Origin of the sequence: Streptomyces albus subsp. chlorinus (assembly GCF_013302895.1) — a bacterium.
In the GTDB taxonomy this organism is placed as follows: domain Bacteria; phylum Actinomycetota; class Actinomycetes; order Streptomycetales; family Streptomycetaceae; genus Streptomyces; species Streptomyces chlorinus.
Map to the genome: position 1 here is coordinate 2,606,653 of NZ_VJOK01000001.1, position 12,381 is coordinate 2,619,033.

At 72.0% G+C, this 12,381-nt stretch carries 11 protein-coding genes and 1 tRNA gene; 7 read left to right on the forward strand and 5 right to left on the reverse strand.

Going from position 1 to position 12,381, the window contains the following annotated elements:
- Positions 1-1,173, forward strand: a complete 1,173-nt coding sequence (locus FM076_RS11700; RefSeq protein WP_173870073.1) for an acyl-CoA dehydrogenase family protein — start codon at positions 1-3, stop codon at positions 1,171-1,173.
- Positions 1,174-1,735: 562 nt separating this feature from the next.
- Here the strand turns inward: FM076_RS11700 and FM076_RS11705 are convergent.
- A complete protein-coding gene (locus FM076_RS11705; protein ID WP_173870075.1) occupies positions 1,736-3,379 on the reverse strand; it encodes a beta-N-acetylhexosaminidase in 1,644 nt (547 codons plus the stop codon).
- A gap of 332 nt (positions 3,380-3,711) precedes the next feature.
- Between FM076_RS11705 and FM076_RS11710 the strand changes: the two genes are divergently transcribed.
- Positions 3,712-3,990, forward strand: a complete 279-nt coding sequence (locus tag FM076_RS11710; protein WP_173870077.1) for a hypothetical protein — start codon at positions 3,712-3,714, stop codon at positions 3,988-3,990.
- A gap of 118 nt (positions 3,991-4,108) precedes the next feature.
- The gene (gene glmS / locus FM076_RS11715; protein WP_173870079.1) at positions 4,109-5,938 is read left to right on the forward strand and encodes a glutamine--fructose-6-phosphate transaminase (isomerizing); all 1,830 of its coding nucleotides are present in this window, start codon (positions 4,109-4,111) and stop codon (positions 5,936-5,938) included.
- Positions 5,939-6,480: 542 nt separating this feature from the next.
- On the opposite strand, the gene FM076_RS11720 is transcribed toward glmS, so the two are convergent.
- Positions 6,481-7,002, reverse strand: coding sequence for a universal stress protein (locus FM076_RS11720; RefSeq protein WP_173870081.1), 522 nt, complete (start codon positions 7,000-7,002; stop codon positions 6,481-6,483).
- A gap of 979 nt (positions 7,003-7,981) precedes the next feature.
- Between FM076_RS11720 and FM076_RS11725 the strand changes: the two genes are divergently transcribed.
- The 3 genes from FM076_RS11725 to FM076_RS11735 all read left to right on the forward strand — a co-directional run bounded on the left by FM076_RS11725 (position 7,982) and on the right by FM076_RS11735 (position 10,256).
- Entirely contained in the window at positions 7,982-9,433 is a 1,452-nt protein-coding gene (locus tag FM076_RS11725; protein ID WP_173870083.1) for a helix-turn-helix domain-containing protein, read from the forward strand.
- 28 nt (positions 9,434-9,461) lie between these two features.
- Positions 9,462-10,067 (forward strand): oligoribonuclease, encoded by a 606-nt coding sequence (orn, locus tag FM076_RS11730; protein ID WP_173870085.1) that lies wholly within the window; start codon positions 9,462-9,464, stop codon positions 10,065-10,067.
- A gap of 116 nt (positions 10,068-10,183) precedes the next feature.
- Positions 10,184-10,256 (forward strand) — tRNA-His (locus tag FM076_RS11735).
- A gap of 215 nt (positions 10,257-10,471) precedes the next feature.
- On the opposite strand, the gene FM076_RS11740 is transcribed toward FM076_RS11735, so the two are convergent.
- Positions 10,472-10,693 (reverse strand): hypothetical protein, encoded by a 222-nt coding sequence (locus tag FM076_RS11740; protein ID WP_173870087.1) that lies wholly within the window; start codon positions 10,691-10,693, stop codon positions 10,472-10,474.
- A gap of 136 nt (positions 10,694-10,829) precedes the next feature.
- On the opposite strand from FM076_RS11740, the gene FM076_RS11745 reads away from it, so the two are divergent.
- Positions 10,830-11,318 carry a DUF6233 domain-containing protein gene (locus FM076_RS11745; RefSeq protein WP_345944958.1) on the forward strand — a complete coding sequence of 163 codons (489 nt, stop codon included), beginning with the start codon at positions 10,830-10,832 and terminating at the stop codon, positions 11,316-11,318.
- Positions 11,319-11,337: 19 nt separating this feature from the next.
- Here the strand turns inward: FM076_RS11745 and FM076_RS11750 are convergent, their stop codons facing one another.
- Positions 11,338-11,790 (reverse strand): SSI family serine proteinase inhibitor, encoded by a 453-nt coding sequence (locus FM076_RS11750; protein ID WP_173870088.1) that lies wholly within the window; start codon positions 11,788-11,790, stop codon positions 11,338-11,340.
- 170 nt (positions 11,791-11,960) lie between these two features.
- The coding region (locus FM076_RS11755; protein WP_173870090.1) for a M23 family metallopeptidase at positions 11,961-12,381 on the reverse strand (421 nt) is incomplete at its 5' end.

The window sequence follows — 12,381 nt, forward strand, 5'->3', positions numbered from 1 at the left end:
ATGGCTCTCGACCACCGTCTGACGCCCGAGCACGAGGAACTGCGCCGCACCGTAGAGGAGTTCGCCCACGACGTGGTGGCCCCGAAGATCGGCGAGTTCTACGAGCGGCACGAGTTCCCCTACGAGATCGTCCGGCAGATGGGAACCATGGGCCTGTTCGGCCTGCCCTTCCCCGAGGAGTACGGCGGCATGGGGGGCGACTACCTCGCGCTCTGCCTCGCCCTGGAGGAGCTGGCCCGGGTCGACTCGTCCGTCGCCATCACGCTGGAGGCGGGCGTCTCCCTGGGGGCGATGCCCGTCTATCTGTTCGGCACCGAGGAGCAGAAGCGCACCTGGCTGCCGAAGCTGTGCGCTGGCGAGATCCTGGGCGCCTTCGGGCTGACGGAGCCGGAGTGCGGTTCGGACGCGGGCGGCACCCGCACCACCGCCGTGCTCGACGAGGACGCGGACGAGTGGGTGATCAACGGCACCAAGTCGTTCATCACCAACTCCGGTACCGCGATAACGGGCCTGGTCACGGTCACCGCCGTCACGGGGCGCAAGGACGACGGGGCGCCGCGCATCTCCACGATCATCGTCCCCTCCGGCACCCCCGGCTTCACGGTGGCGCCCGCCTACTCCAAGGTCGGCTGGAACGCCTCGGACACGCACGAGCTGTCCTTCACCGACGTCCGGGTGCCCCGGGCCAATCTGCTGGGCGAGGAGGGCCGCGGCTACGCCCAGTTCCTGCGGATCCTGGACGAGGGCCGGATCGCGATCTCCGCGCTGGCCACCGGGCTCGCCCAGGGCTGTGTGGACGAGTCGGTGCGCTACGCCAACACCCGTACCGCCTTCGGCAAGCCGATCGGCGCCAACCAGGCGATCCAGTTCAAGATCGCCGACATGGAGATGCGCGCCCACACCGCACGCGTCACCTGGCGCGACGCGGCCGCCCGGCTGGTGGCCGGCGAACCGTTCAAGAAGCAGGCCGCACTCGCCAAGCTGTACTCCTCCGAGGTCGCCGTCACCAACGCCCGCGAGGCCACCCAGGTGCACGGCGGCTACGGCTTCATGAACGAGTACCCGGTGGCCCGCATGTGGCGCGACGCGAAGATCCTGGAGATCGGCGAGGGCACGAGCGAGGTCCAGCGCATGCTGGTGGCCCGCGAGTTGGGGGTGGGCACCCCACGCTGACCCGGCGGAACCGGCCGGCCCCGCCGAAAGCACTCGCCCTCCCGGGGGGCCGGCCGATCGGCCCGGCTCGCCCTCCTGGGGTGCCCGCCGGTCGGTCCGGGCAGAGCGGAACCCGCCCGCCGACGGGATGAGTCACGCCGTGCCGGCCCGCCAACTCGGCCGGGTATCAGCCCGGCCAGACGTCGGCGCGGTCTGGCGTATGCGCGACCACGCGCCAGCCCCTCCACCCCTCACCCCGGCCAACCGCTGACCCAGCCAACCGCCAGCCCGGCCAGACGCCGGCGCGACCAACCATCACCCCGGCCCGACGCCACCTCAGCAGCACCAGCCCGGCCAGCCACCACCTCAGCCAGACGCCAACCCAGCCAGACACCAGCGCGACCACGCGCGAACCCGACCAACCGCCAGCACGACCAACCGCCAGCCCAGCCAACCCTCAGCCCAGCCAACTGCTAACCCCGCCAGCCACCAGCCCAGCCAGCCATCAGCCCGGCCAACCGGCAGCCCAGCCAACCGCCAGCCCGGCCAACCGCCACTGGCCAGTCACCCTCTCAGCCGGACATCAGCGCGGCCAGGGGACCTGGGGGGAGCGGTAGTAGTCGAGGCCCAGTGCGTCCCAGCGGGGGGCCTGTTGGGCCAGCCGGTGGCGGTAGCGGTCCCAGTCGTGGGTGGCGGCCGGCGACCAGCCCAGCTCGGCGATACCGGGCAGCCGAGGGAGCGCCATGTACTGGAGCTGGGCGCTGGTGGCGAGGGTCTCGGTCCACAGCGGGGCCTCGACGCCGAGCACGGCTTCCTCGGGCACCCCTTCCAGATAGGTCGCCGGGTTCCAGTCGTAGGAGCGCTGGGTGGACACATAGCCGGCCCAGGAGAGGCCCAGCGGTGTGTCCTTGTCGTATTTCATGTCGAGGTAGGAGCGGTCGGCGGGTGAGAGCACCAGTTTGGTGCCGTTTCTGGCGGCGGCGGCCACCTGGGCCCTCTCCTCGGCGCCGGTCCGGTCGTAGCCCCAGTACTGGGCGATGGTGCCCCGGCGCGGCGCGGCCGTGATCTGGTGCCAGCCGATCGCCGTCTTGCCGTACTCGGCGACGACGGGCTGGACGCGCTTCATAAAGGCGACGTAGTCGTCGTGGCTGGTGGAGTGGGCCTCGTCGCCGCCGATGTGGAGGTAGGGGCCGGGGGTGAGGGCCGCGAGTTCGCGGATCACGTCGTCGACGAAGTCGTACGTCCGCTCCAGCGGTACGCACAGGGAGCTGAAGCCGACCTCGGTGCCGGTGTAGAGGGGTGGCGCCTTGCCGTCGCAGTTGAGTTCGGCGTAGGAGGCGAGGGCGGCGTTGGTGTGGCCGGGCATGTCGATCTCCGGCACCACGGTCAGGTGCCGGGCGGCGGCGTAGCGGACGATCTCCCGGTAGTCGTCCTTGGTGTAGTGGCCGCCGGGGCCGCCGCCGACCTGGGTGCTGCCGCCGTGGGTGGCCAGCCGTGGCCAGGAGTCGACGGCGATGCGCCAGCCCTGGTCGTCGGAGAGGTGGAGGTGCAGGGTGTTGATCTTGTAGAGGGCGAGCTGGTCGATGTAGCGCTTCACCGCGTCGACGGGGAAGAAGTGGCGGGCCACATCCAGCATCGCGCCCCGGTAGGCGTAGCGCGGCCGGTCTGTGAGGGTTCCGCCGGCGATCCGCCAGGGGCCGGGTTGCGGGGTGCGGGCCTCGATGGCGGCGGGCAGCAGCTGGCGCAGCGTCTGGACGCCGTGGAAGAGGCCGGCGGCCTCCCCGGCGGTGAGGACGGCGGCGCGTTCGCTCACCTGGAGCCGGTACCCCTCGCGGCCGAGACCTCGCTCGGCCGCGAGCCGCAGGTGGATGCCGTCGCGGCCGGGCCGCGTGGTGACGGGGAGCCGGTAGCCGGTGGCGGGCCGCAGCAGGTCGGCCAGTTGTCCGGCCACCCGCCGGATGTCCTCGGGCACCCGGTGCCGCGCGCCGTGGCCGCTTCCGCCGCTGACGCGGATCACCGTCCTGGGAGTGAGCGTGTACGGCTTGCCGTGCGCCCGTACGGAGGCGGGGGCCGGTATCACCTGGTCGAGTGGTCGTGGGGAGCGCGCGGCGGCCGGGTCCTGGCCGGCCCGGTCGCGGGCGGTGGCGGTGGCGGGCCCGGCGGGCAGCGCGGTGGCGGCGAGGAGCGCGGCGCACAGGACAAGAAGCGGTCCGAGTCGTCGTCCCATTCAGTGATCCCTCCGAGAGCCGTTCAGGATGCGATCGAACGGTTGTTCACCGGGTGGCGCACTCTCAACGAAAGCCGGTTTCCAGGACGCTTCGTCATGATGACGGCGCCGATGCGGGCTGGGAAGACATCGACGAGCCCACTTCCGCCCCCCGAGCACGCCCCTCGCACCCCCCTCTCCCCTCTCCCCTTTCCCGCCGCTTCCCCTGCCCTCCCCCACCCCACCCCTCTTCCCCCCTTCCCCACGTCTCCCTCCGCCCCGTTTTCGCCACGCCGTGCCCGCTATCGGGCAGATTTCTTGCGATCGCGGCGCGGAAACCGCAGTATCGACGAGTGCTCGACGCCCCGACGCCAGTCCACGACGACCTCATCGACCATCTGGTCCGCACCACGCCGCTCCAGCGCGGCGAGGCGGCCCGGGTGGTGCTGGACGTCCTGTCGTACTTCGACGAGACGGCCCCCGAGTTCGTCCGTCGCCGGCACCGCGAGCTCCAGGCCAAGGGGCTGACGAACCCGGAGATCTTCGAACGCATCGAGGCCGAGCTGCCGCACCGCGCGGTGGCGCCGCCCCAGCTGTCCCTCAGACAGCTCCGCCGCATCGTCTACGGCTGAACCCGGCGCACCCGGCGGCACGGCACCACAGCGACACGGCACCACAGCGGCACGGCACCACAGCGATACAGCGATACAGCACGACGGAAGCACCACAGAGAGGCAGGGCATCAGCACTATGTGCGGAATTGTGGGATATATCGGTAAGCGTGACACCGCCCCGCTCCTTCTGGAGGGCCTCCAGCGGCTGGAGTACCGCGGCTACGACTCCGCGGGCATCGCCATCCAGACGGGAGGTACGGGCGGCAAACCGGGCGCCCTGAAGACGGCCAAGACCAAGGGCCGGGTCCGTGATCTGGAGGAGCGCGTTCCCAAGCGGTTCTCCGGCACGTCCGGTATCGCCCACACCCGCTGGGCCACCCACGGCGTCCCCAACGACGTCAACGCCCACCCGCACCTGGACCCGGACGAGAAGGTCGCCGTCGTCCACAACGGCATCATCGACAACGCCGCCGAACTGCGCGCCAAGCTGACCGCCGACGGTGTCGTCTTCGCCTCCGACACGGACACCGAGGTCCTCACGCATCTGATCGCCCGCGCCCAGTCGGACCGGCTGGAGGCCCGCGTCCAGGAGGCGCTGCGCCACATCGAGGGCACCTACGGCATCGCCGTGCTGCACGCCGACTTCCCCGACCGCATCGTGGTGGCCCGCAACGGTTCGCCGGTCGTGCTGGGCATCGGCGAGAACGAGATGTTCGTGGCCTCGGACGTCGCCGCGCTGGTCTCCCACACCCGTCAGGTTGTCACCCTGGACGACGGCGAGATGGCCACCATCAAGGCCGGGGACTACCGCACCTACACCACCGAGGGCTCCCGCACCTCCTCCTCGCCCGAGACGGTGGAGTTCGCCGCCGAGTCGTACGACCTGGGCGGTCACGACACCTACATGCACAAGGAGATCGCCGAGCAGGCCGACGCGGTGGACCGGGTGCTGGCCGGGCGCATCGACGACCGGTTCGCGACCGTGCACCTGGGCGGGCTCAATCTCGACCCGCGCGAGGCGCGTGCCGTGCGCCGGGTGAAGATCCTGGGCTGCGGCACCTCGTACCACGCGGGTCTCATCGGCGCCCAGATGATCGAGGAGCTGGCCCGTATCCCCGCCGACGCGGAGCCGGCCAGCGAGTTCCGGTACCGCAACGCCGTGGTCGACCCGGACACCCTCTACATCGCCGTCTCGCAGTCGGGTGAGACCTACGACGCGCTGGCCGCCGTGCAGGAGCTGAAGCGCAAGGGCGCCCGCGTGCTGGGCGTCATCAACGTGGTGGGCTCGGCCATCGCGCGGGAGGCGGACGGCGGGGTGTACGTGCACGCCGGGCCGGAGGTGTGCGTCGTCTCCACCAAGTGCTTCACCAACACCGTGGTGGCCTTCGCCCTGCTCGCCCTCCATCTGGGCCGCATCCGCGACCTGTCCGTCAAGGACGGCAAGCGCATCATCGAGGGGCTGCGCCGGCTGCCCGGCCAGATCGCCGAGATCCTCAAGGCGGAGCCGGAGATCGAGAAGCTGGCGCAGAGCTACGCGGACGCGCGTTCGATGCTGTTCATCGGCCGGGTGCGCGGCTACCCGGTCGCACTGGAGGCGTCCCTCAAGCTCAAGGAGGTCTCCTACATCCATGCCGAGGCGTACCCGGCCTCCGAGCTGAAGCACGGGCCGCTGGCGCTGATCGAGCCGGCGATGCCGACGGTCGCGATCGTGCCGGAGGACGACCTGCTGGAGAAGAACCGCGCGGCGATGGAGGAGATCAAGGCCCGCAGCGGCCGCATCCTGGCCGTGGCGCACCAGGAGCAGGAGAAGGCCGACCACACGATCATCGTCCCCAAGAACGAGGACGAGCTGGACCCGATCCTGATGGGCATCCCGCTCCAGCTGCTGGCCTACCACACGGCGCTGGCCCTGGGCCGGGACATCGACAAGCCGCGCAACCTGGCCAAGTCCGTCACCGTGGAGTGACGACGGCGGGGCAGGGAATGGGCGGAATCCCGCGCGGGCCACCAACCGCGCGGGATTCCGCCTCCCCTGTGCCGGCGTCGCCCATTACGCCGGCGGGTGGGCCACCGTGCGGGACCGTCACCTCCCATTCGGCGGCGCGCCCTCAGGCCACGGTCACCCGTGTGTTGTCTGTATGCCCGTCACAAGCGCACAACCCACCTCTACGGGTGGGTAGATTTATCGATGTCCTGAAGTGAAGGAGCGTGGACCGCGCGGGAATCGGGCGGCGCGGCGGGACGCGGCGCGGCAGCGCGCGGCCCCGGCCGCGAACGCCCCCGCACACCCCCGGGCACCAGGACACCCCGCACCCGGCACGGGCGCGTCACACCACGGGAGGCCGGACGTTCGCCACACCACAGAAGACCGGACGTTCGTCGCCACCGGTGCGGCGACGCGGGTGGCTGGGAGAGGACGCGGGTGGCCGGGAGAGACGCCCGCGGCGGGGCACACGCCCCGCCGCGGACCCCGCCGCGGACCCCGGCACGGCGCAGTGCCGCGGGGCGTCACGGGACGACGACGACCGGACGCTGCGCCCGCCGCGCGAGCCGCCCGGCCACCGAGCCGAACAGCCGTCCCACCAGGCCGTGGGTCGAGCCCACCACGATGGCGTCGGCCGCGTACTCGCTGCCGACCTCCTCCAGTTCGTGGCAGATGTCGCCGCCGCGCTCGACGAGGATCCAGGGGACCTCGGCGAGGTGGTCGGCGCAGGCGAGTTCGAGCCCGAGGACCTCGGTGCGGTGGTCGGGCACGTCGACGAAGACGGGCGGTTCGCATCCCGCCCACACGGTGGTCGGCAGCCGGTTGGCGACGTGGACGATGATCAGGCCGGAACCGGTGCGATGGGCCATGCCGATGGCGTAGGCCAGCGCACGCTCGCTGGAGAGCGAGCCGTCGAAACCGACGACGACGCCGTGCTGGAAGGCCGGGTCGCAGGAGTGACGCGACTCGTCCGCCGCTTCGGGGATCGCCGCGGAGTCGGCGATCTGCCTGCGGTCTGCTGGGTCAGGGATCTCGTGTCCTGCCATGAGTTGTCTCGGCGAAGTGAGTCCTCTGTGCAGAGGGACGACGGACGGCTGGCGCTCTCTCGATCTGCTCGGGGCCGGTGGGCCTGCTCGATGAAGGCTGATGTAGCTGGATGAAGACCGGGAATCGTCTTCCCAAGTCCCTTACCCAAAGGGTACGGCGGCACTCCCCTCTTGCCCAGGTACGCAGGGACGGCCGCCGTGACGGTTGACCCCGGAGCATGCCTGAGCGCGGCTCGCAGCGCAATGCCGCGTTACGCCCCTTACGCGCCTCCTTGACAGGCGCGCGGCGTCCTCATGGCCGGAACAGGAGCCGCGCCGCACGGGTCCGCCGTCCCGCACACCCCGTGTGCCGCCCTGGTCACAGGCCGTACGGAGGCCGGGCTTCCGGGGCCGCCGCGCGGCGGATGGCGAAGACGGGCGGTGCGGGGTGCCCAGGACGCCCGGGGCACGGCCTGACGCAATCGTTGCGATGGTGCGGGACCGCGCCTCCGGGCGCACTCCGGCACACACGGAGTCACAAGAGGTCACGCGCCGTCTCGTGCTCCGTGCGCGGGGCGGTGACCAGGCGCGGCGCCCGTCCCTCCCGGTTTCCCGCGCCCCCGGCGTACGCCCCGGGGTGACCGGATCGCACATCAGAACCCCGCGTTTTTCAGCCAACTTGGAACCGCTCCCCAACCCCCGCGCCGCCCCCGCCCGCACCCCCCGCCACCAGCGGCGAAAGGAGCGTCGCGCGGGTGTGCACCCTACGTTGACGGGGCAGAGAGGGCATGCGTACTTCCCTGCAGAGCCGTTGAGTGAAACGCTTCGTGATCGAATGCTTCACGCCAAGTTGCCATGTCGACATAGCGCCGGATGCCGAACTTGCACCGCCTACCTCATCCGACGCAGTAGATTCGATCTTGGCTTTGGCTGCGGGGGAGAGCGGGGGAGATCTGCATGGACCGAGAGGAACACAACGATTGAGGGGGGCTTAGTTCCAATGAGCCAGGACTCCACGAACGGCCCAGTTGAGACCCGCAAGCTGGCCGCGCGCCGCCGGCGCGAGATCGTGGCGGTGTTGCTCTTCAGCGGTGGTCCCATCTTCGAGAGTTCCATCCCGCTCTCCGTCTTCGGAATCGACCGCCAGGACGCCGGAGTTCCGCGCTACCGACTGCTGGTCTGCGCGGGCGAGGACGGGCCGCTGCGCACCACCGGTGGGCTCCAACTGAGCGCGCCGTACGGGCTGGAGGCGATCTCCCGTGCCGGGACGGTCGTCGTCCCCGCCTGGCGCTCCATCACCCAGCCACCACCCCCGGCGGCGCTGGACGCGCTGCGCCGTGCGCACGAGGAGGGAGCCCGGGTCATCGGGCTGTGCACCGGCGCGTTCGTCCTCGCCGCCGCGGGTCTGCTCGACGGCCGTCCGGCCACCACGCACTGGATGTACGCGCCGACGCTGGCCAAGCGCTACCCGGCCGTCCACGTCGATCCGCGCGAACTCTTCGTGGACGACGGCGACATCCTCACCTCGGCCGGCACCGCGGCGGGCATCGACCTGTGCCTGCACGTGGTGCGCACCGACCACGGGGCGGAGGCGGCCGGGGCGCTGGCCCGGCGGCTGGTCATCCCGCCCCGCCGCGGCAGCGGCCAGGAGACGGGCGGCCACCCCCGTCACCTGGACCGCTCCTTACCAGAGGAGATCGGCGCCGACCCGCTCGCCGAGGTCGTCGCCTGGGCGCTGGAACACCTCCACGAGCAGTTCGACGTGGAGACGCTCGCCGCGCGCGCGTACATGAGCCGCCGCACCTTCGACCGGCGCTTCCGGTCTCTTACTGGGAGCGCTCCACTGCAGTGGCTGATCACCCAGCGCGTACTCCAGGCACAGCGTCTGCTGGAGACGTCGGACTACTCGGTGGACGAGGTGGCGGGGCGGTGCGGCTTCCGTTCGCCCGTCGCGCTGCGCGGCCACTTCCGCCGCCAGCTCGGCGCCTCCCCGGCCGCGTACCGGGCCGCGTACCGGGCGCGGCGGCTGGACGGGGAGCAGGGCGGCGGCCCTGGCGGTTCCCCGGGGCCGGCCGGTCCGGCGGGTGTCCCGGGCGGCAACGGCGGTGAGGGCTCCGACGGCGCGTACCGCGTACCGCACCAGCCGCCCTCGCAGGCCCAGCCGGGACACCACGCCCCGGGCGCGGGCCACCCCGGTGCCGGCCACCACCCCCTGGGCCATCCCGGCGTGGGACACGGCGGGCCTCCGGGAGGAGGCGGCACGGGCAACGGGCAGGGGCACGAGCCGGGTCAGGAGCCGGGGGCGCCCGGCGGCCAGGGGGCCGGGCGCGGGACCAGACAGGAGCTGAGGGAGTACCGGAACGCCCGGGAGAACCGTGCCGAGCAGGGCAAACCCGTCTCGGACGCGTTCGCCCCGCGGGTCCCGGGCCAGCGCGGTCGGGGGGCGGGCTGAGCGCTGCGGGTCACGTAGTGTGAAGCGCATGAACGATCGCATGGTGTGGATCGACTGCGAGATGACCGGCCTCTCGCTGTCCGATGACGCGCTCATCGAGGTGGCCGCGCTGGTGACCGACTCGGAGCTGAACGTACTCGGCGACGGCGTGGACATCGTGATCCGCCCGCCGGCCTCCGCACTGGAGGCGATGCCGGAGGTGGTGCGCCAGATGCACACCACCTCCGGCCTGCTGGCGGAGCTGGAGGGCGGCACCACCCTGGCCGACGCGGAGGCGCAGGTGCTCGCGTATCTGCGCGAGTGGGTTCCCGAGGCGGGCAGGGCGCCGCTGTGCGGCAACTCCGTCGGCACCGACCGGGGCTTCCTCGCCCGGGACATGCCCGCGCTGGAGAGCCACCTGCACTACCGCATCGTGGACGTCTCCTCGGTCAAGGAGCTGGCGCGCCGCTGGTATCCGCGCGCCTACTACAACAGCCCGGAGAAGAACGGCAACCACCGCGCGCTGGCGGACATCCGCGAGTCGATCGCGGAACTGCGCTACTACCGCGAGGCGGTGTTCGTCCCCCAGCCCGGGCCCGACTCGGAGACGGCGAAGAAGCTCGCGGCCCGGCACGTGCTGCCGCCCGCGGGCTGAGCCGGCCCGGCCCGCGGCGGCCGGCGGCGAAAACCCGTGCGCGAGCACGCCCTGGGACCCTGTACACTCGTAGCGGCCGGTCAGGGAAAAGATCTTCTCTCCCCGCACCGGACGTGGTGGTCGTAGCTCAGTTGGTAGAGCACCTGGTTGTGGTCCAGGATGTCGCGGGTTCAAGTCCCGTCGATCACCCTCATCATCGAGGCCCCACCGGCGCAGCCGGTGGGGCCTCGATCGTGTGTGCGCGGCGCCCCATGGGCCCTGCCGCGCCCCGGCGCTCCCCCGCCGGGGACCCCGCGGCGGCGGGAGCGCCGGAAAAACACTGCGTTCCCGGCCCCTCCCAGGGGCGGGAACGCGGTGCTGACGGGCGGGCAGAGCTAGGCGCCTGCCACTTCGGAGCGCTCGGCTCAGTCGTTCTGCATCGGGCCGAACACGAAGATCACGGAGTCGCTGATGATCCGGTCGTCGTCGGAGACGTTGACGACCTTGACCTGCTTCTCGACCGACGTGTGCACCCAGTTGTACGGGTGCCCCTTCGGCCAGGCGGCGGCGGAACCCGCGCCCGCACCGGCCAGGCCGAGCACGGCGAAGCCGACGGCGACGGAACGCGCGAGCGTACGCATACGCATGTGAACCTCCAAGGGTTGGTTGGACGAAGCACCACGATGGCGGCCGAAGTGTCCCTTTTTGGTACAACACGAAAACGCCCGCTCGGAAAGAACCCGGACGGCTTACCTCTTCCGGATTCGAACTAATATTCGGCACGTGAATGAGTGGCGCGATCGTGCGGGACCCTGGGCACGGGCCCGTATGCCGGACGGGCAGGAGCTGGACGTCATCGTCACCGGCCGCTCCCGCACCCCCGACGGGCGCTGGTGGTACGAGTGCGAGGCGGTGCTGCCGAGCCGCTACCAGCACCCCGACGGACGCACCGAGCCGGGCAGCGCCCCGACCGCGATCAGCGTCGCGGCCGAGAGCATCGCCCCCCTCCCCGGCGAGAGCTACGCAGCGGTCCCGACCACGGGCGCGGTGGCGGGCCGCCAGTGGGTCGCCGTACGGGTGCGCGGCGTCGGGAGCGAGGGTCCGTGGTGGTGCGTGCACCGCCGCGACTGCTGGCAGGCCCGCGACGGATGGCTCACGCGGCGCGTCACCTCGCGGGAGGCGGTCGCGCTCCTCGCGGACACCGGGGAGGCCCGGGTGTGCGACGTGTGCCGCCCGGACCGCGCCCTGCCGGTACGCGGGCCCGGCGGCTGACCCGCCCGGCCCCGCCCACTCATCCGGCGCCCCTGCCCCGCGAGGGCGCGAGGGCGAAGACACGGGCCGTCCCGGTCTCGGCCGCGCACCGGTTCGCATAGGTGTGGGCGAAACCGCGCGGCTCACCGCGCCAGGTCCCCTCGGCCACGGCCGTGACCGGGCGCGAGACCATCGGGCAGGGCCGGTTGTGGGGGCGCAGCGCGGCGAAGTCGCCGCGCGCCCGGGAGAGGACCTCGCACGCCTGGGCCGGGTGCGGGTGGGTGCTGCCGTCGGACGGGAAGCAGTTGAGCACCGCCCGCGCCAGCACCCGGCCCGACGGGGACGGCCCCTCGTGCAGGCTGAGCCGGAACCGTCCGAGGGGGCGGGTCTCCTGGGACTGGGGCGGCGAGGGTGCCGCCGCCGCGAGGGTGAGGGCGGCCAGCACCGGTACCAGGAGCGGGGTGCGGGCGAGCCGTCGGAAGCGCCGCGTCATCGGTGCCCTCCTCATGCGGGTTGTCCGGGTCTTCAAGATCTTTCAGGTCTTCCGGGTCTTCCGTGGCCTCCCGGGCGCCCCGGTCTTGGGATGTTCCGGTCCTGCTGCGTTGCCGAGTCGTCGGGACCATCTGAGTGGAACAACTGAGTCGTCGCTCCCGCCGTCCCCGGTCACTCCAGCTGGACGCCGTGCGCGGCGAGGTAGCGGACGGGGTCGATGTCGGTGCCGTACTCGCGCTGGGCCCGTACCTCGAAGTGCAGGTGGGGGCCGGTGGAGCGGCCGGTGTTGCCCGACTCCCCGATCCAGGTGCCGGCCCCGACCGCGGTGTCCGCGGCGACGGAGAGGTGCGACAGGTGGGCGTAGAGGGTGTGGGCGCCGTCGCTCATCCGGATCACGACGGTCTTCCCGTAGTCGCCGGACCAGCCGGCGAACACCACCGTGCCCGGCCCCACCGAGCGCACCGGGGTGCCCTCCGGGACGGCCAGGTCCACCCCGGTGTGGTGCCCCGCGGCCCAGTCGCCCTTGACGCCGTACGGCTGCGAGATCCGCACCCCCCGCACCGCGACGGGCCCCACCCACCTCTCCCCCACC